Consider the following 17,392-nt stretch of genomic DNA (forward strand, 5'->3'; position numbering starts at 1 on the left):
CCCTTCCGTGATTTTGACAAACATCCATAAAATTACAGGTAGAATAAGAGGACACTTTCATATCCGGCCACAAGTGGCAAACGCCCTCCCCCAAACGAGACGCCGACAGAGAGCAAGCGTGTCGCCGCGCGATCAGGCTCCGGCAATCATATCCGGGCCTCTGAAGCGACACGCCGCAACGAACATCATTCGCTATGCAAATTCAGCTTGTTGATCTTTCTGTGCAGGGTCGCTCGGCTGATCCCAAGCATCTGCGCCGTCAGCGATACATTGCCGTTGTTGCGCGCAAGCGCGCGCCGAAGGGCCGCACGTTCGGCCTCCAGCAGATCCGCGCCTCTGTCCTCGGGGGACTCGCTGAGGATGTCCGAGGCCGGAATGCCGCTCAGGATCATCGCGTCGTCGATCTTGAGCGCCAGACGGGCGGCGCGCGTTGCGCCCAGCACCATGTCGTCGCGATCAACCGCCAGCAAGGCCGAGCCTGAATGCGATTGATTGTCGAGCAATACGATGCGGGCGCGGCTATAGGCGCGCCGAAAGAGATTGACCTCGATGCGACAGGCCGCATCCCTCGCCGCCTGCGCCAGCACCGGCATGATCATCTCCGAAGCGTCGCGCCTGGCGGTGGAAATATCGATCGCAGCGACGATGCGCCCGACATGATCGCGCACCGGGGCCGAGGCGCAGGACAGGCCGATATTGGAGGAGAGAAAGTGCTGGTCGCGAAACACAGTCACCATGCGCCCATCGGCAAGCGCGGTGCCGATACCATTGGTGCCGACGCTCGCTTCGCTCCACAGCGCTCCTGTCCACAGGCCGAGATCGCGGAATTCCTTATCCTCACCCGAGACGCCACGCCTGTCGAGCACGACGCCGCTGCTGTCGGTGATAACGATGCAGCAGCCGGCGCGGCCAACCATGCCGAACAGCCAGTCGAGTTCACTCGACGCCTCCTCGACCACATGGCCAGATTGCCCCAGAACCTCCTGAAACTCGACGTCCGTCAGGCGCAGAGGTTCGCGTTTTTCCTCCGGCGTCAGACCGTAGCGGGTCATGCATCGGCGCCATGACGCGGCGATCGGCGAACTTGCGCCAGCCGATTTCTCCTGCGTCAACTGGTAGACTTTATCAGCGTGTTGGTTCGATCCAAGCATGAGCTCCTCCCAAAGCGTCTGCCCGTGTCTAATCCCGGCGCTTGTCGCGCTTTATTCACTCTCCCGGCATTTCCGCCTTAGCCGTATCATGAAAAGGCCGGCATACATAAGGAAAATATAACGCATTCTCCCCAGCCTAGCCGGCCTGTCGCAGATCTGCGACGCTTGACGTGTTTCGCCGTCTTACATTTTCATCGGTTGGCCATTGATGATGACTTGCCCATCGGCGCCCATCTTGACGTTCCAGAGAATGGATCCGTCTGGCTGTTCCCGCCCAAAACCTTTCATCATCAGCGCCATGAAAGCAGCCTGGCCGAAATCCGGCACGGTGGCGGCATTGTCCTGCAGGAACTTGACGGTCTTGTCGAAATCGCGCGCGATGATGTCGACATTTACATTCGGTTTGTCGCTCTGGGCCTGGTCGACCTGCATCGATCCCGTGAGCGCAATATCATAGACATCGGACTTGGCCGCGACATTGGTGAACTCGAAATTCATCTTGCCGCTGGGCAGCACGATCTTGCCGAGTTCTTCAGATTGTTGCGGGGTAAGCGCCGCATCCTTGGTGAAATCGGCGTTGTCGGCGAGATAGGTCATCACGCCCTCCAGATTCAGGTCGCGCATCGCCATGCCGAAGCTCAGCGATTTCGGCATAGCGGCTTCCGTGCCCGGAGGCAGGAGACCGGCGGGCGCGGAGGGATCCGTCGCGCTCACCTCGAATTCGAAGCGGCTGTCGGGCTTTATTCCATTGAAAGCGATCTTGTAGCCAATATCGGCGGCGGAAAAGGTCATGTTGGAGGCATTGACCTTGACGTCGCGGATATGAATGTCTTCGACAAGATTGTCGACCAACGGCACATTGGCTCGGATCAGCCCCTTGAGTTTGGCGCTCTGCTCCGCCGTGAGATTCTTCTGCCCGGACTTCACAAGGTCGAGCACGAAGACGACGAGATCGCGCATCGGCGCAAGGCCCGCCTTGTCCATCTGCACGCGACCATCCATCGAAGCGGCGTCGATACGGACCTGACCGGCCTGTCCAGGACTGTTGATCGTTTCACTCAGGCCGCTCAGGCTGAAATTGCTGACGAGATCGCCGCGGCCGCCAACCACATTTTCCAGGCGCATGTCCTGCGCGGCCTTGGCGACCGCGATATCCATCATTTCCGGCCCGGTCTGGCTGGTGATGGCGATATTCTCATAAGCAGCCGTGCTGCTGCGGAAAAACGATACGGCCGGATCAAACAGCGCCTCGCCGCTCATTTTGTCGATCTTGTACACGAAGGTCGAGGTCTTGCCTTCGGCGACGAAGCTGCCGGACACATCGAGCCGATCATTGAGTTCGGCCTTCCACAAGCCGTCTTCCTGCGGCGTCAGATAGTAGGACATCGGCTTGAGCCCTTCGATCACGAAGATCTTGGGGTCGACATCCTTAAGCAGGGCGGCGAAATCCATCCGCAGTTCATAGCGCTGCGCCCCTGGCGTCACGGTCAGAAATCCGCTGTCGTTGACGCTCTTGGGCAGGTAATAGGTCAGGCTGTCGAGAAGTGTCCGCGCCCCGGATTCGTTGATCTCGGCGGCGCGCGGAGCGACGGGAGAAATGGCGATGGCGATAGCCGTCGCGGCGAATAGCGCTTTGCGCGTCATGGCAGGCTCCGTATGAAGTCGGATTCGACAATGCCGGGAGATTGCCCCGGCGTTCCCGGCGGGTCAATCGCGCGGCGCTGATCTTTCCGATACTGTGTCCGACTTGCATTCCACGAGGCGTTGCGTTATAGGCCCGCATCCGCCGGGACACCCTTGGAGGCACGGCGGAGGCGTATCCATAAAGATATGTCGTTTTGGGCCGGCGTCCGCGCCGCCCGGGACACTCCGCAAACTTGAAAGGAATAGCCATGAGCCACGCAACTTACGAGCTCAAGGCCGAGCTGCGCGAACGGGTTGGTAAGGGGTCCTCCCGCGAACTTCGCCGCAACGGCCGCATCCCTGCCGTCATCTATGGCGACAAGCAGGCCCCCCTGTCGATTTCCCTCCCCGTGAAGGAAGTGACGCTGAAGATTCACGCCGGCGGTTTCATGACCACCGTCGCCACCATCGACGTCGACGGCCAGAAGATCTCGGTCCTGCCGAAGGACTATCAGCTTGATCCGGTCCGCGACTTCACCATGCATGTCGACTTCCTTCGCGTGTCTGGCAACACCCAGGTCACCGTCGAAATCCCGGTTCACTTCATCAATGAAGAAAAGTCCCCGGGCATCAAGGTCGGCGGCGTGCTGAACGTGGTTCGTCACGAAGTCGAATTCCATTGCCCGGCCGACGCCATTCCGGAATTCATCACCGCCGACCTCGAAGGCATGAAGATCGGCGATGGCGTTCACATCTCGAACATCAAGCTGCCGGCTGGCGTGACCCCCGTGATCACCGACCGCGACTTCACCATCGCCACGATCGCCGCTCCGGCTGGCGGCACGACCGGCGAACAGGAATAACAACAAGACCATTGCCGCCCGGCGTAAGCTGCGGCGGCGACTTTGAGCCCCGCCGGCGTCAGCCGCGCGGGGTTTTTCATGTCGCAGGCCCGTGAATGGTTGACATTCATGGCCGGTTGCGGCTTGGAAAACAAAACGGCAAGCCAAGGCATCCACTCATGAAGATCTTCGCAGGACTGGGCAATCCGGGACCGAAATACCAGGGTAACCGGCACAATATCGGCTTCATGGCCATCGACGCCATCCACCGCAAGCTGCCCTTCGGCCCCTGGTCGAAGAAGTTCAAGGCGGAGATCGCCGAAGGCGAGATCGACGGCGAGAAGATTCTTCTCATGAAGCCGCAGACCTTCATGAATCTCTCTGGCGACAGCGTCGGCGAAGCCATGCGCTTCTTCAAGCTGACGCCGGCCGACATCACCGTGTTCCATGACGAACTCGATCTTCCGGCTGCCAAGGTTCGCGTGAAGACAGGCGGCGGTCATGGCGGCCATAACGGATTGAAATCCCTGGACGCCCATTGCGGTCGGGACTATCGCCGCGTCCGCCTCGGCATTGGCCATCCAGGGGACAAGGAGTTGGTGCACAATCATGTGCTCGGGGATTTCGCCAAGGTCGACCAGACCTGGCTGGATCCACTGCTCGACGACATCGCCCTCAATGCCGGCCTGCTGCTCGTGGGCGACGGCAGCCAGTTCATGAACAAGCTCGCGCGCGGCGAGCCCAAAGAGCCGGCTCCAAAACCTAAGCCGTCAGGCCAGTCGCATATCCGTCAAGCCCGGCCGCACGGACAGAAACCGCCGGTCACGGGACCGATGGCCGACATGTTAAAAAAACTGCTCGGCGATAAATCGGATTGAGCCAAGTGATGAAGGCAAGTGAAAACAAATATGCAAAGAGTTTTCATTCGCATTACACCCCTTCTAAAATAATATATTTCTTATATATAGCCTCTCTAATTACAGCTCAATAATTGCGAAAAATAACAACACCACAATCGAGAATTGCCCGCAAGAAAAGTAGCGCTTGAACAGCACTCACTTTTATTAAATCTCACTGTTTTCATTAATACAGCGGAAACCTCCAGAAGCGAGTTTGCTCAAAAGTAGCATTCTTGCGTTTCAGCGATGCAGACCGGGGGTTCCGCAAGGCCAACCGGCTGGATCAGGCGACGTGGAATTTTGAGTTAATCTGCCGCCGTCCGCGGCAAGGGGGGTATAATGTCCATTTCAATTCGAAGCATCCTGGTAGGGACTTTTGTCCTGACCGGGCTCATCGCCAGCGGGCTGATGGGAAAATCCACGCTGACAGCCTATTCCGACTATGTCACGCAGTCTCATGTCAATGAGTTGGCGACGCTCGACGCAGAACTGTTTGGCGCCCTTCTCAACTTCCGCAACGAGCGCGGCGACAGCGTCGCCTCCCTGAAGCTGGATATCAGCGAAAGCTCTGCGACCATCGCCTCCCTCGCCAAAAACCGCGCGGCGGTCGATAAAGCAATGTCCGCTGTCAAGGCGGCCTCGCAAAGCCTGGATGACGCCGACCTCGGCGGCTCCTTGAGGGAACTGTTCTCGATCTTCGATCGTTTTCTCAGTATCCGCGCTGATGTCGACGCCATGCTGACAAAGCAACTCGCCGATCGCGACCCTGCCCTGCAGCAGTCCATCATGGATGTCGGCCAACAGTTTCTCAGCGCGCTTGAAGCGACTTCGAATGTGACCGAGGCGGATATCCGCGCCCATGACCCCAACCAGACGCCTCTTGTCCAGATCCGCGCTTTGGCCTGGTCGAGCCGCGCCATTGGTGGAGCCGCATTCCTGACCGTCAACACCGCGCTGGCTGGCGAAGGAAAACTGACCCCGGACGAGAGCCGTCAGATCGACGCCGACATCGCCACCATGACCTTCGCCTGGAAAACCACCGAGACCCTGGTGAATCATGACGCCACGCCTGACGCAATCAGGGCCGCAGCCACCGAGGCGAACATCGGCTATTTCGGACCGGAATTCGGAGCCGTGCGCGATCAGACGATCAAAGCGCTGAAAGATGGGACTCCGGCGCCGCTGTCGCTTGACGACTGGCGTCCATTGGTGACGGCCAAGCTGAAGCTGATCGCCAATGTCGCCTCGGAAGCCGTGTCCTCGCTGACGGAAACCTCGCGTGAGCGCCGATCTGCGGCACAGATGACGATGATCCTGTGCGCGCTCGCCTTCATCGTGATCGTCGCCATCTGCGCGGTCACCATCTCGATCATCCTGTTCCGCGTCACCGGCCCTATCGCCGCCTTGACCCGCTGCATGACGGCGCTCGCCAATGGCGACAAGTCGATCACCGTGCCGGGCGTTCGCCGCAGCGACGAAGTGGGCGAAATGGCCCGCGCCGTGGAAGTGTTCCGCGAAGCCGCCATCCACAATGACGATCTCGAACGTCAGGCCGAAGAAAACCGCAAGCGTTCGGAACAGGAGCGGGAAGAGCTTCAGCGCCGCGCCGAACAGGAAGCCGATGAGCGTCTGAACCAGGCGACCGGCGCTCTGGCTTCGGGTCTGCGCAGCCTGGCGGCCGGCGACCTGCTCTGCCAGATCGACCAGCCATTCGCCGCCCAGTTCGAGCCGCTTCGCCGCGATTTCAACGCCTCGGTCCAGCAACTCCGCGACGCGCTGGTCGGCGTTGGCCAGGCGGCCCGCATGGTGCGCGACGGCAGCTCGGAAATCTCGCAAGCGTCGGACAATCTCTCCAAGCGCACCGAACAGCAGGCCGCTTCGCTTGAGGAAACCGCCGCCGCGCTTGAGGAAGTCACCGCCAATGTGCAGTCGACCTCCAAGCGCGCCTCTGAAGCCCGCGACCTCGTGCGCGGCGCCCGTAACCGCGCCGAAACATCGAGCACGGTCGTGTCCAACGCTGTCACCGCCATGGGCAAGATCGAACATTCCTCCAAGCAGATCAGCCAGATCATCGGCGTGATCGACGAGATCGCCTTCCAGACCAACCTCTTGGCGCTGAACGCCGGTGTGGAAGCAGCGCGCGCCGGCGACGCCGGCAAGGGATTTGCGGTTGTTGCCCAGGAAGTGCGCGAACTCGCCCAGCGTTCGGCCAACGCCGCCAAAGAAATCAAGGCGTTGATCGGCAATTCCGAAACCGCCGTCGCTGAAGGCGTGCGCCTGGTCAGCGACACCGGCGAAGGCCTCTCGGCCATCGCCGAGGTCGTGCAGGCGATCAACGCCCATATGGACGCCATCGCGGTCGCCGCGCAGGAACAGGCCTCCGGCCTTGGCGAAATCAACACCGCCGTCAACCACATGGACCAGGCCACGCAGCAAAACGCCGCCATGGTTGAGGAAATGAACGCCGCCGGCGCGGGTCTCGCCCAGGAAAGCGCCCGTCTGGGCGACTTGATGGCCACGTTCAAGATCGGCGCAACAGGGGGCCAGGCTCAGGCTCAGCCTCGCCCGCGCGCTGTCACCGCGTCCACCCCGCGCACTGCCTCCGGTGGAGCCCCCGCCTCGCGCGGTAACGCCGCGCTCAACATGCTCAAGCAGACCTGGTCGGAATTCTGATCCTGGTTTTCAACGCCAACACAGCCCGTCCGGGAGCCATCCCGGGCGGGCTTCTTCATTCCGTCATCGACCTGTGGCAGGAGGAGGCAAAAAGGAGTTCGGCATGGCTTTCATCACTCGCAGCGCAACAATCGAAGACCTCGACGGCCTTCTGGCGCTCTATCGTGATCTCAACCCGAGCGATCCCCAGCTTTCGCCTGATATCGCCCAAGCGCGGCTGACGGCGTTGCTCGCCATGCCCGGCAATGTGTTTGTCGGCGATCTCGACGGCCTGCTCGTGTCGACGGCGACGCTGTTCATCCTGCCCAACATGACGCGCGGCGGCCGTCCCTACGGATTGATCGAGAATGTCGTCAGCCTTTCAACCTATCGCGGCCAGGGTTTTGGCAAGGCTGTCGTGACAGCCGCAATCAAAGTGGGACAGCAGGCGGATTGCTACAAGGTGATGCTGATGACCGGCAGGCCCGATCCCGCCGTCTACGCCTTTTATCAGGCCTGCGGCATGACCGCGTCCAAGCAGGGGTTCCAGATCCGCTTTTAGGCGCGTCTCACCAGAGCGTCAGCGTGTCCAGCCGGTGCAGAAACAGATCCCAGAGCCAGGCTTCCGCCCATTCTATGCCCTCCGCCACTGAGGACGACAGACCTGGCGTGAGCAGCATTGCCGCCCAGCCGCCGATCAGCGTCGCAATCACCGAATTCTTGAGATTGCGCAGGCTGTCGAGCCGGTAATAGCCGGCGTCGTCATATTCCGTACCGAAGATCTTGTCGCCAAGCGAATAGCCGTCGCTCAGGAGCATATCCAGGCGCTCATTGTCGCTCAGACGGTCGGGGAGAACATTGAAGATCGCGCGCGCGGCATGGGCTGCGGCGCCAATCAGGCAGAAGCCAAGCCCCGCAATGGCAAAGTGATAGACGCCGGCTTGCAACATTTCTCCTCCGTGATCGTCCTCCAAGAATAACCGCCATGCTTCAACCGTCTGCTAAGGGAGAACGTTAATGATCGATTTCGAGGCAAACCGATGGCATTTGATGTGGCGGAGACGCATACGAGCGTGTATCCCGAAGCAAAGCAGCGCATGGAGGGCGGAATGACGGTGAATGTGGATCTCGACAAGCTTGCAGGCGAACTGACGACGGTGCGCGACTACTGGCGCTACGCCATCAGCCGTTTCCGCGCCGAAAACCTGACCTTCGGCCATGGCACCTCGACCGCCGTAGACGACGCCGCCTTCCTCGTGCTTGACAGCCTCGACCTGCCGATCGATGCGCTCGATCCCTTTCTCGACGCCCGGCTGACCGCAGCCGAGCGGCGGCTGCTCGCCGAACGCATCGAGACCCGCGTGTCCACCCGCAAACCGTCGGCCTATCTCACCGGCCGCTCCTATATTCAAGGCATCCGCTTCCTGGTTGACGAGCGGGTGATCGTGCCGCGTTCCTTCATCGGGGAAATCCTGTTCACCGAATATTCGGGTGACGAAGATTCGCTCTATCTGCCCGACCCTTATGGCGTCGAAAGCGTGGTCGACATCTGCACCGGCTCGGGATGCCTGGCGATCCTCGCAGGCAAGCTGTTCCCGAATGCCCAGATCGACGCCGTCGACCTCTCCGGGGATGCGCTTGATGTCGCCAAGCTCAATGTCGCCGAGCACGAACTCGGGAGCCGGCTGACGTTGCATCAGGGCGATCTCTTCGCGCCGCTCAAGAACCGGCGCTTCGACCTGATCATCACCAACCCGCCCTATGTCGATCACGAGGAAATGGCGGTGCTGCCGGAGGAATATCGCACCGAGCCGTCCATGGCGCTCGACGGCGGCCCCGACGGGCTCGATCTCGTCCGCCGCATTCTCACCGATGCGCCAAAACACCTCAATCCCGGCGGCGGCATGATCTGCGAAATCGGCACCGGCCGCGAGCTCCTGGAAGAGGAATTCCCGGATCTCGACTTCTTCTGGCTCGACACGGCCGAATCCGAAGGCGAGGTCTTCTGGATCACCGCCGAGGCGCTGGGCGTGGAAAACCCGAAGAAGAAAAAGAAGTAAGGCGGTTCACTCTTCCGGCTCTGCCGTGAACATCAGCGGAAAACCGGCCTGCTTGCACCAGTCCATCGCTTCCTTGACTTTGGTTTCGGCGACGTCGCGGGTATAGACCGCGACTACGGACTTTCCGAGCTTATGGGCGGTCATCATAATGCGGTAGCCGGCGCTTTCGCCGGTCTTGAACACGGCTTTGAGCACCGCGATCACGAATTCGCGCGGCGTATAATCGTCGTTAAACAGCATCACCTTGTAGAGCCTCGGCTTCTCCAGCTTCGGCTTGACGACTGTTTTGGTCGTGATGATCGTGTTGTTGTCGCTCACCGGCGGCCTCCGATGACTGATGTTCCGGCTCTCTTCGAAAATCCTGTCCGCTTGGACGGAAGTTCCGGTCCCAAATGCGGCAGCGCTTGGGAGTATGGGGCTCCCAAGCGCGTTTTTCAAGGCGTAAAGCTCTGATCGGGTTTAGAATTTGCCGTTTGCGTTCTTCCACTCGGCCTTTGGCGGGATCGGCGCCACCACATCCCAGTGCTCGGCAACCTTGCCCGCTTCGACGCGGAACATGTCATAGAAGGCGATTGGCTTGCCGCTGATCGAGCCCTCGCTCATCACCAGCACGAAATCGCCCTTGCCGAGCACCTTGCGGATCGCGTCATAGCGGATCACGACGCCGGCCGCCGCCGCGCCCTTGAAGCCCGCCACCACAGCCTTCACGCCATCGCCGAACATCGGATTGTGCTGGGTGTATTTCTCGCCATCGACATAGGTGGCGAAGGCGTCGAGCTTGCCGCCGACCAGAACGTCACTGACGAAAGCCTTGACCAGCGCCTTGTTGGTCTCGGTCTTGTCGAGATCGCGAGCCTCGGTCGGCCCATCGATCATGGTGTGGCCGCTGGGATTGGGCGCGGCCATTGGCTGCAGATTGTCCCAATGCTCGACAATCTTGCCGCCTTCGAAGCGGAAAACATCGAACACGGCGAGTTTGGCGCCGCCCATCTCCGCCACGCCATGGCTGAAGACAAAGTCGCCATCCTCAAACACACGGACGGTCTCGCCCTTGACCGCGCCCTTGGGCATGGCGGCGATGAAGGCCTTAAGGCCCGCCAGGCCATCGGTCGCGTCGAGATTGTGCTGAATATATTTGTCGGGATTGATCACGTTCAGCCGGCTCAGATCCCCCGTCTCGAACACTTTGAGAAGATCGACGACCGCCTGTTCATGAGCGGTGCGGACCGGTTCGCTAGCGAAAGACGGCGCGGGGATGAGGCCGGCGATGCCGGCGGCAAGACCGAGGAAAGCGCCGAGCGCAGCGCGACGGGTGGCGAATAGGGACATGGTCACTCCTTCTGTAATGTCTTATTGTTACTATTACGGTTACATATATCTGTAAATGACAGGCCGCGCCGAGCACGTTCACGATGTCGTTATCGTCAGGAGATCGCGAGAATTTCGCCAGCGAGGGCGGCGATGGTCTTTTGGGAAAGCTGGGTGCGCAGCGCATTGACGGCTGCACTGATTTCCACGCGCAGCGTTTGCTGAATGTTGCGACCGACAGGGCAATTGGGATTGGGGCCTGGATGAATGCCGAGCAGATCGCCATCCTCGTCCACCGCATCATAGACATCGCGAAGCGTAATAGATGGACTGGGCCGCGCCAACAGTGCGCCGCCGCCCGCGCCGAGCTGGGATTCGGTCAACCCTGCCCGCGCCAACTGCGTAAGGATGCGCCGGATCAGCGCAGGATGGGTATTGACGCTTTGGGCGATGACATCGGAGGACACAGGCTTGCCGTCCTGCCCATGCAGCACGACGAGGATATGGGTTGCGACTGCAAAACGTGTGTTCATCACCGGCCTCTCGCGCGAAGATGTAGTCCTCCCCAGGCGCTTTGGCAATAAAGTGAGCGTGAAAGTCCTGATCATCTTGACCTTGCCCTCCCCTTTCCGCATAGGCAGGGGCAACAGAGATCACCAGACGGACGAGTTTCATGGGCTTCAAATGCGGAATTGTCGGACTGCCGAATGTCGGCAAGTCCACCCTCTTCAACGCGCTGACCAGGACGGCGGCGGCGCAGGCCGCCAATTACCCGTTCTGCACCATCGAGCCCAACACCGGCGAAGTGGCGGTTCCCGATCCGCGCATGCAAAAGCTGGCCTCGATCGCCGGCTCCAAGGAAATCATCCCGACCCGCATCTCCTTCGTCGATATCGCCGGCCTGGTGCGCGGCGCCTCGAAGGGGGAAGGCCTCGGCAACAAATTCCTCGCCAATATCCGCGAAGTCGACGCAGTCGTGCATGTGCTGCGCTGCTTTGAAGACGACGACATCACCCATGTCGAAGGCCGCATCAATCCGGTCGGCGACGCCGAGACCATCGAAACCGAGCTGATGCTCGCCGATCTCGAAAGCCTCGAGCGCCGCGTCGACCAGACCCGCAAGCGCGCCGCCAGCAAGGACAAGGAGTCCGTCGCCCAGCTTCCGATCATGGAAGCCGTGGTGGCGCTGCTCAACGAAGGCAAGCCGGCCCGCCTGCTTCTCAAGAAGCTCGCGCCCGATGAAATCGAGATCCTCAAGGGGCTCAACCTGCTGACCTCGCATCCCGTGCTCTATGTCTGCAATGTCGCGGAAAGCGATGCGGTGGATGGCAATGAGCACACCAAGGCCGTGGCGAAAATGGCCACCGAGCAGGGCGCGGAATGCGTAATCATCTCTGCTGCGATCGAATCAGAAGTCGCACAGCTTCCCGACGAAGAATCCAAGGAATTCCTCGCAGCCCTCGGGCTTGAGGAAGCCGGCCTCGACCGGTTGATCCGCGCAGGCTACCATCTGCTCGACCTGATCACCTATTTCACCGTCGGCCCCAAGGAAACCCGCGCCTGGACCATCAAGCGCGGCACCAAGGCCCCCCAGGCCGCCGGCGTCATCCACACCGATTTCGAACGCGGCTTCATCCGCGCCTTCACCATCGCCTTCGACGACTTCGTGACGCTGGGCGGCGAAGTGCCCGCCAAGGAAGCTGGCAAGGCGCGCGACGAAGGCAAGGAATATGTGGTCGCCGACGGCGACGTGATCCATTTCCGCTTCAACACCTGAGACAGCGTGACAACAGACAACCGGAAACGGCTCCGCCTGGCGCGGGGCCGTTTTTTTATTGCTTGATGACTTCAGGCATTTGCATGCGCCGCGGCCAAAACGCTTCCGTCACCAGCAGCCAAAGAGCCGCGAGGGGCCAAATGAGATAATAGTCGTAATGCCTCCACGGTATCAGAAACAGATGGAGGAATGCGACACCGCCAGCCTGCGCTATCGCGCGCCTCGGCAACATCCATGACGCAAAAATGCAGCTGACGAGATAGAGGGCGAAGACAATCCATTGATCTTCGTTGAACAGGCCCCCGTTTGCGAATTGAAACTGAGCTGACGGAAGATCCAAGAGGCCGATCCCCGCCAGAGGGATTGCGATCCAGTATAGGCAGGTCGCTGTCTGGTCGGCGCCTCCCGACTTTTGGTCCCTCCATCCTGCGACGGCAATGCAAATCGCGGACATGAAAAACAGAGGACCGCTGATGTAGGCAACTTTCTCGTGCAGCGACGAGTCTGCGAACGCAACGCCATTGAGGGCATGCGCCAGGAACGCGGCGCCGGCATAAACAACCACCGCCGAGGCCGAAAAGACTGCGACGGCGAGTTGAGCGGGGGACCGGAGCGCGAAACCCACGACGGCCATAAGAGCGGCGGCCAGAATTCCGGAAACGAGATCAACGCGAACCTCGACGCCATGCTTGGAAAGATAGAACAAAATGTGGGAGACCGCAGCAAAGGTAGCGCACGCTGCAAACAAAGTGACGCACAATTCCAGCGCCAAATGCCCCTTGAAACGGCGTGTGACCACGATCACTAGGACCGATGCCAAAAGCGCGGCCTCCGCTCCCATGGCAACGCCCAGGAGCAAGAGTCCCCAAAGAACGCCAACGGTCAAGCTGAGCCAGACGGCGTCATGTATGAGCGACCGGATCTGACCGGACGACGTTTTTTCCACATCAACCACCTTGAATGCCTATGCTAGCTCAGCGGCAGCCGGTCCCGCACCGCAATTGGCAGGATCGCCAGCAGGCGCTTCCGCAACGCCTTCCAGCCGATGCCCAGGCTCAGCACCACCGCGCCGACCGCCGAGAGGATGACGAAGAGCAGCGTGTCCGACGAGGTGAACAGGCCGCTGACGCCGCCTTCATCGAGAAGGATCTTGAAGGCGTAGCCGAAGGACAGAAGCCCCGAGGTCACGAAGGCGCGGCGGTCGAGCAGGATGCCGGTCAGCATCAGCGCCGCCACTGCCGCCACGATCGCCGTCGCCTGGCCAAGCGTCGTGCCGTCGGCGAACCAGGACGCCTCGGGATCGCGTAGGTAAACGAGGCTGATCACCGTATAGAGCAGCGCCGGCGCGGCGGCGAGATGCAGCCAGAAGGCCACGTCCGAGCGGCGGGTGACGCGGGCGCGGTCCGAAAGATCGAAATGCAGTGCTGTGGCGAAGGAGGCGAGCGCGAACAGGCCGATCAGCGCCGAGATCAGCCATGGCTGGTTGACGAACAGCAGATCATTGCCCGTCCAGTGCATGAGGAGTGCGCCAATGAAGAACACGATCGCTGCGAAGCCCGAAATGGCGGCCAGCGCCAGACTGATCGGCGCGCGGTAACGCCAGTAATAGATCGACAGCATCACGAACGGAGCGAACGACATCGCAACCCACTCCCAATCGCCGAGCTTGCCTTCGAGCAGGCTGGCGACTGCGAAACTGGACGCCCCCGCAAAGGCCAAAGTCAGCGCCACCGCCGGCAGCGCCAACCGCTGCCGCAGCACGAGGATTTCCGATAGCGCAATCACGGAGGGGATGATGGCCAGCACGGACCAGAGGCCGCCCAGTCCGGTCAACCCGATCACCAGGCCGATGGTGATCAGCACATCATGGAAACCCCGAATGAAGCGCGGCGCTTCGGACTCCTCCAGCCCAACGCTGGGCTCAGAGGCGATCGGTGTATTGACGCTGCCCGCCTCGCCTTCCGCCAACAGCGGCTGCGGCGGCGCACCCAGCGCCACCCCGCGCGACACAAGAAACTCGACCAACGGCGCGGTCTTGTCAGTCGCAACCAATCCGGCGCGCATGGCGTCCTCCACCAGAGGCGTCATTCCCCGGCGACGATTTTCCCAGTCCGTAAGGTCATATTTCACTTGCATCATCTCCGCGCGGCACTATTCCAAAGAAACGTTTCAGGAGGCAAAAGCAAGGATCATGAGCGAAATCGCTTACTGGTGGGAGGACATGACGCCGGGTCGGCGCTTCGATCTCGGCTCGAAGACGGTGACGGCCGACGAGATCGTCGAATTCGCACAGGAGTTCGATCCGCAACCGTTTCACCTCTCCGTGGAAGCCGGCGAGGCCAGCATTCTCGGCGGTCTCTCGGCCTCCGGCTGGCATAGCTGCGCCATGTTCATGCGCCTCTACTACGACAATCTCCTGCATTTTTCCTCCAGCGAAGGCTCGCCCGGCGTCGACTTCGTCGAATGGCGCAAGCCTGTTTTGGCGGGCGACACGCTGACAGGCGTCGCCGAGGTGCTGGAAACGCGGCCGCTGAAATCCCGCCCCGGCATCGGTCTGGTCAAGCTGCGCCACGAAGTCAGAAACCAGCGCGGCGAACTGGTGATGGCGATGGAGAACCCCGGCCTGTTCCGGATGCGCGCGGGAGCCGCTGCATGAGAGTTCGCGATCTGATGCCCCTCAACGAGCCGGTCGCGATCGGCTCCTATCATTTCGACGACGAGACGATCATCGCCTTCGCCTCGAAATACGATCCGCATTTCTTTCATCTCGACGCGGAAACGGCGAAAGACTCGCTGTTCGGCGGCCTCTGCGCCTCGGGCTGGCACGTCGCCGCCGCCGCGATGAAGCTGAACGTCGCTCATCATCAGAAGGAAGCGGTCCGCCTGCGGGCTGAGGGACTGGAGCCGCCGAAGCTCGGCCCCTCCCCCGGCATCCGCGATCTCAAATGGCTGAAGCCGGTCTTCGCCGGCGATACCATTTCCTTCTCGCTGACCTTCCTCGGCGACGGGCCGGGCTACCGGCCGGACTACGAGATCTGCGAAATTCGCTTCGAAGGCGTCAACCAGAACAGCGAGACGGTAATGCGGTTCGACAGCCGGGTAGTGGAGTTTGTGTGACGCCTTGAATTCTAGGGCGCTCGGTGCAACATTAAAAACGAGCGGAGAACGGAGATCATGGCGAGGAAAGCGATCACGGTAAAGCCGGACGCCGATGGGCGTGTCGTCCTTGGCGCACTTGCCGCTGGCGTCAGCAGCTACAAGGTCAGCAAGCGCGCTGACGGAAGCCTGCTGCTGCAGCCAGACCCCGCCATTCCCCCGCATGAGGCCTGGTTGCGCAAAAACCCGACTGCCATGGCACAGATCGAACGCGGCCTCGCAGACGCAAAGGCGGGAAGATTGACCAAGGCGCCGGACTTCTCCTCATTCCTGGAAGAGGTCGATGAGTGATGGCTTTGCTCTTTTTCTCACCGATGAAGCCCTCCGGGCGATCGAAACGCTGAAAACTGATCCTTCACTCAACAAAAGGTGGAAGGCGGCCGGCAAAGCGATGGCCTATCTGCAGTCAAATCCGAGACATCCGGGCCTGAACACCCACAAATTCACGTCGCTGTCAGGGCCCAACGGCGAGGATGTGTTCGAGGCCTATGCCGAAAACAATACGCCAGGCGCCTACAGGATCTTCTGGTTCTACGGCCCCAATAAGGCGCAAATTACAATAGTTGCAATTACGCCGCATCCATAGCGCGTGACCGCCTGCCCCTCATCGCATCGCCCAGAGCGCGCCGCGTTCAAAGATCGTCCGCATTTCCGGAACGTCGAATTCGCTCGCCTGATGGCCGAGCGAGGAATAGAACACGCGGCCCTGGCCGAAGCGCTTTTTCCAGACGACAGGCATCTCCACGCCGTCGATGAAATCGAGATACTCGCCCGTAAACCGAGTCGTCGCCAGCACCTCGTTGGAGGGGTCGACATGCATGTAATACTGCTCGGATCGATAGGGGAAATCACTGACGCCCGCCATGATCGGGTCATCCGGCTTGGTCACGGTGACACGGTAGTCGATGATGTTGCCGGGATGGGCGACCCATTGGCCGCCGACCATGAACTGATACTCGACCTCGTTGCGAAAACTGTCGCCCATCGTGCCGTGGAAGCCGGCGAGGCCCACGCCGCCCTTGACGGCGCGCAGAAGCCCGGCAACCTCGTCCTTTTCGATCGTCGACATGGTGACCATCGGCACGATCAGGTCAAACTCTGTGAGGTCATGCTCGACAAGCGTCTTCGTGCCCTCGCCGACAGTCACATCGACGCCATGCGACGAAAGCAGCGCCGCCACGCGTTCGGCGCTGTCTCGTGGGGTGTGTCCATCCCAGCCGCCCCAGAAGATCAGTGCCGTTTTGCTCATTATTGCGCTCCTCCCAAAGCGGCGTCTTGATAGGCCTCAGTGGCCGTCGAAGCTGATCAGCGTGCGCACGGTGACGCCGAGATCCTCAAGCTTCTTGCGGCCGCCGAGTTCCGGCAGGTCGATGACGAAGCAGGCCGCGACGATTTCCGCGCCCATCTGGCGCAACAACTTGACAGCGCCTTCGGCAGTTCCGCCGGTGGCGATGAGATCGTCGATCAGGATCACTTTCTCTCCCGGCTGAACGGCGTCGCGATGCATCTCCATCTCGTCCACGCCATATTCCAGGCTATAGGCGATCCGCACGGTGTCATGCGGCAGTTTGCCCTTCTTGCGGATCGGAATGAAGCCGGCCGAGAGCTGATGGGCGATGGCGCCGCCGAGAATGAAGCCGCGCGCCTCGATGCCGGCGATCTTGTCGATTTTCGTGCCCGCATAGGGATGCACCAACTCGTCAATGGCGCGGCGGAATGCGCGCGGATTGCCGAGCAGCGTGGTGATATCGCGGAACATGACGCCGGGCTTGGGATAGTCCGGAATGTTACGGATGGCGGAAACGAGGTCGTCCTGAAGGCTTGTCATCGTGAAGGTCTGTCCATTGCGAGCGAGAGCTTGGGCGCTGGGACCATAGCAATGACAGCCCCCGACGCCAGCAAAAAAGGCGGCCCGGGAGCCGCC

20 protein-coding genes are annotated in these 17,392 nt (G+C 60.8%); 10 read left to right on the plus strand and 10 right to left on the minus strand.

The window, feature by feature from the left end; all coding sequences use genetic code 11:
- Positions 1-185 precede the first annotated feature (185 nt).
- A complete protein-coding gene (locus tag M2360_RS11820; protein WP_280775334.1) occupies positions 186-1,151 on the minus strand; it encodes a helix-turn-helix domain-containing protein in 966 nt (321 codons plus the stop codon).
- Between the two features lie 183 nt (positions 1,152-1,334).
- Positions 1,335-2,795 carry a hypothetical protein gene (locus M2360_RS11825; RefSeq protein ID WP_280775335.1) on the minus strand — a complete coding sequence of 487 codons (1,461 nt, stop codon included), beginning with the start codon at positions 2,793-2,795 and terminating at the stop codon, positions 1,335-1,337.
- A gap of 248 nt (positions 2,796-3,043) precedes the next feature.
- Between M2360_RS11825 and M2360_RS11830 the strand changes: the two genes are divergently transcribed.
- The 4 genes from M2360_RS11830 (at position 3,044) to M2360_RS11845 (ending at position 7,729) form a co-directional block, all read left to right on the plus strand.
- On the plus strand, positions 3,044-3,637 hold the full coding sequence (locus M2360_RS11830) for a 50S ribosomal protein L25/general stress protein Ctc (protein WP_280775336.1): 594 nt from the start codon (positions 3,044-3,046) through the stop codon (positions 3,635-3,637).
- 158 nt (positions 3,638-3,795) lie between these two features.
- Positions 3,796-4,494 (plus strand): aminoacyl-tRNA hydrolase, encoded by a 699-nt coding sequence (gene pth, locus M2360_RS11835; protein WP_280775337.1) that lies wholly within the window; start codon positions 3,796-3,798, stop codon positions 4,492-4,494.
- A gap of 360 nt (positions 4,495-4,854) precedes the next feature.
- Positions 4,855-7,188 (plus strand): HAMP domain-containing methyl-accepting chemotaxis protein, encoded by a 2,334-nt coding sequence (locus tag M2360_RS11840; protein WP_280775338.1) that lies wholly within the window; start codon positions 4,855-4,857, stop codon positions 7,186-7,188.
- A 103-nt stretch (positions 7,189-7,291) separates the two neighbouring features.
- Positions 7,292-7,729, plus strand: coding sequence for a GNAT family N-acetyltransferase (locus M2360_RS11845; RefSeq protein WP_280775339.1), 438 nt, complete (start codon positions 7,292-7,294; stop codon positions 7,727-7,729).
- A 7-nt stretch (positions 7,730-7,736) separates the two neighbouring features.
- On the opposite strand, the gene M2360_RS11850 is transcribed toward M2360_RS11845, so the two are convergent.
- Complete coding sequence (locus M2360_RS11850) at positions 7,737-8,117, minus strand: hypothetical protein (protein WP_280775340.1); 381 nt, start codon at positions 8,115-8,117, stop codon at positions 7,737-7,739.
- Positions 8,118-8,276: 159 nt separating this feature from the next.
- On the opposite strand from M2360_RS11850, the gene prmB reads away from it, so the two are divergent.
- Complete coding sequence (gene prmB / locus M2360_RS11855) at positions 8,277-9,227, plus strand: 50S ribosomal protein L3 N(5)-glutamine methyltransferase (RefSeq protein WP_280775341.1); 951 nt, start codon at positions 8,277-8,279, stop codon at positions 9,225-9,227.
- A gap of 6 nt (positions 9,228-9,233) precedes the next feature.
- Here prmB and clpS read toward each other — a convergent pair whose 3' ends face one another.
- From clpS to M2360_RS11870, 3 genes are all read right to left on the minus strand, one after another.
- Positions 9,234-9,545: an ATP-dependent Clp protease adapter ClpS gene (gene clpS, locus M2360_RS11860; RefSeq protein ID WP_280775342.1), complete on the minus strand. Its 312-nt coding sequence runs from the start codon at positions 9,543-9,545 to the stop codon at positions 9,234-9,236.
- A gap of 141 nt (positions 9,546-9,686) precedes the next feature.
- Positions 9,687-10,556 carry a nuclear transport factor 2 family protein gene (locus M2360_RS11865; protein ID WP_280775343.1) on the minus strand — a complete coding sequence of 290 codons (870 nt, stop codon included), beginning with the start codon at positions 10,554-10,556 and terminating at the stop codon, positions 9,687-9,689.
- A 95-nt stretch (positions 10,557-10,651) separates the two neighbouring features.
- Positions 10,652-11,068: an Rrf2 family transcriptional regulator gene (locus M2360_RS11870; protein WP_280775344.1), complete on the minus strand. Its 417-nt coding sequence runs from the start codon at positions 11,066-11,068 to the stop codon at positions 10,652-10,654.
- A 140-nt stretch (positions 11,069-11,208) separates the two neighbouring features.
- Between M2360_RS11870 and ychF the strand changes: the two genes are divergently transcribed.
- A complete protein-coding gene (ychF, locus tag M2360_RS11875) occupies positions 11,209-12,312 on the plus strand; it encodes a redox-regulated ATPase YchF (RefSeq protein WP_280775345.1) in 1,104 nt (367 codons plus the stop codon).
- 55 nt (positions 12,313-12,367) lie between these two features.
- On the opposite strand, the gene M2360_RS11880 is transcribed toward ychF, so the two are convergent.
- Together M2360_RS11880 and M2360_RS11885 are read right to left on the minus strand one after the other, a co-directional pair.
- Positions 12,368-13,267: a hypothetical protein gene (locus tag M2360_RS11880; RefSeq protein ID WP_280775346.1), complete on the minus strand. Its 900-nt coding sequence runs from the start codon at positions 13,265-13,267 to the stop codon at positions 12,368-12,370.
- A gap of 14 nt (positions 13,268-13,281) precedes the next feature.
- Positions 13,282-14,442, minus strand: a complete 1,161-nt coding sequence (locus tag M2360_RS11885) for a hypothetical protein (RefSeq protein ID WP_280775347.1) — start codon at positions 14,440-14,442, stop codon at positions 13,282-13,284.
- 61 nt (positions 14,443-14,503) lie between these two features.
- Here M2360_RS11885 and M2360_RS11890 point away from each other — a divergent pair, with 61 nt between their 5' ends.
- The 4 genes from M2360_RS11890 to M2360_RS11905 are packed head-to-tail and all read left to right on the plus strand — an operon-like array spanning position 14,504 to position 16,054.
- Complete coding sequence (locus tag M2360_RS11890) at positions 14,504-14,968, plus strand: MaoC family dehydratase (protein ID WP_280775348.1); 465 nt, start codon at positions 14,504-14,506, stop codon at positions 14,966-14,968.
- Positions 14,965-15,429, plus strand: a complete 465-nt coding sequence (locus M2360_RS11895; protein ID WP_280775349.1) for a MaoC/PaaZ C-terminal domain-containing protein — start codon at positions 14,965-14,967, stop codon at positions 15,427-15,429. The genes M2360_RS11890 and M2360_RS11895 overlap by 4 nt, the downstream gene beginning before the upstream one ends.
- 57 nt (positions 15,430-15,486) lie before the next feature.
- Positions 15,487-15,759 carry a hypothetical protein gene (locus tag M2360_RS11900; protein WP_280775350.1) on the plus strand — a complete coding sequence of 91 codons (273 nt, stop codon included), beginning with the start codon at positions 15,487-15,489 and terminating at the stop codon, positions 15,757-15,759.
- Complete coding sequence (locus M2360_RS11905) at positions 15,752-16,054, plus strand: hypothetical protein (protein ID WP_280775351.1); 303 nt, start codon at positions 15,752-15,754, stop codon at positions 16,052-16,054. Before M2360_RS11900 ends, M2360_RS11905 begins: the two co-directional genes overlap by 8 nt.
- 18 nt (positions 16,055-16,072) lie before the next feature.
- Here M2360_RS11905 and M2360_RS11910 read toward each other — a convergent pair whose 3' ends face one another.
- Together M2360_RS11910 and M2360_RS11915 are read right to left on the minus strand one after the other, a co-directional pair.
- Entirely contained in the window at positions 16,073-16,717 is a 645-nt protein-coding gene (locus M2360_RS11910) for a ThuA domain-containing protein (protein WP_280775352.1), read from the minus strand.
- A 36-nt stretch (positions 16,718-16,753) separates the two neighbouring features.
- Complete coding sequence (locus tag M2360_RS11915) at positions 16,754-17,296, minus strand: adenine phosphoribosyltransferase (RefSeq protein ID WP_280775353.1); 543 nt, start codon at positions 17,294-17,296, stop codon at positions 16,754-16,756.
- Positions 17,297-17,392: the final 96 nt, after the last annotated feature.

The sequence above is a fragment of the Rhizobium sp. SG_E_25_P2 genome (assembly GCF_029892285.1).
Classification (GTDB): Bacteria; Pseudomonadota; Alphaproteobacteria; order Rhizobiales; family Rhizobiaceae; genus Rhizobium_E.

What these genes read in the sequence shown, in the direction of transcription:
- M2360_RS11820 (WP_280775334.1), bottom strand. Translation starts at nt 1,151, where the DNA reads ATGCTTGGATCGAACCAACACGCTGATAAAGTCTACCAGTTGACGCAG.
- M2360_RS11825 (WP_280775335.1), bottom strand. Translation starts at nt 2,795, where the DNA reads ATGACGCGCAAAGCGCTATTCGCCGCGACGGCTATCGCCATCGCCATT.
- M2360_RS11830 (WP_280775336.1), top strand. Translation starts at nt 3,044, where the DNA reads ATGAGCCACGCAACTTACGAGCTCAAGGCCGAGCTGCGCGAACGGGTT.
- pth (WP_280775337.1), top strand. Translation starts at nt 3,796, where the DNA reads ATGAAGATCTTCGCAGGACTGGGCAATCCGGGACCGAAATACCAGGGT.
- M2360_RS11840 (WP_280775338.1), top strand. Translation starts at nt 4,855, where the DNA reads ATGTCCATTTCAATTCGAAGCATCCTGGTAGGGACTTTTGTCCTGACC.
- M2360_RS11845 (WP_280775339.1), top strand. Translation starts at nt 7,292, where the DNA reads ATGGCTTTCATCACTCGCAGCGCAACAATCGAAGACCTCGACGGCCTT.
- M2360_RS11850 (WP_280775340.1), bottom strand. Translation starts at nt 8,117, where the DNA reads ATGTTGCAAGCCGGCGTCTATCACTTTGCCATTGCGGGGCTTGGCTTC.
- prmB (WP_280775341.1), top strand. Translation starts at nt 8,277, where the DNA reads ATGACGGTGAATGTGGATCTCGACAAGCTTGCAGGCGAACTGACGACG.
- M2360_RS11865 (WP_280775343.1), bottom strand. Translation starts at nt 10,556, where the DNA reads ATGTCCCTATTCGCCACCCGTCGCGCTGCGCTCGGCGCTTTCCTCGGT.
- M2360_RS11870 (WP_280775344.1), bottom strand. Translation starts at nt 11,068, where the DNA reads ATGAACACACGTTTTGCAGTCGCAACCCATATCCTCGTCGTGCTGCAT.
- ychF (WP_280775345.1), top strand. Translation starts at nt 11,209, where the DNA reads ATGGGCTTCAAATGCGGAATTGTCGGACTGCCGAATGTCGGCAAGTCC.
- M2360_RS11890 (WP_280775348.1), top strand. Translation starts at nt 14,504, where the DNA reads ATGAGCGAAATCGCTTACTGGTGGGAGGACATGACGCCGGGTCGGCGC.
- M2360_RS11895 (WP_280775349.1), top strand. Translation starts at nt 14,965, where the DNA reads ATGAGAGTTCGCGATCTGATGCCCCTCAACGAGCCGGTCGCGATCGGC.
- M2360_RS11900 (WP_280775350.1), top strand. Translation starts at nt 15,487, where the DNA reads ATGGCGAGGAAAGCGATCACGGTAAAGCCGGACGCCGATGGGCGTGTC.
- M2360_RS11905 (WP_280775351.1), top strand. Translation starts at nt 15,752, where the DNA reads ATGAGTGATGGCTTTGCTCTTTTTCTCACCGATGAAGCCCTCCGGGCG.
- M2360_RS11910 (WP_280775352.1), bottom strand. Translation starts at nt 16,717, where the DNA reads ATGAGCAAAACGGCACTGATCTTCTGGGGCGGCTGGGATGGACACACC.
- M2360_RS11915 (WP_280775353.1), bottom strand. Translation starts at nt 17,296, where the DNA reads ATGACAAGCCTTCAGGACGACCTCGTTTCCGCCATCCGTAACATTCCG.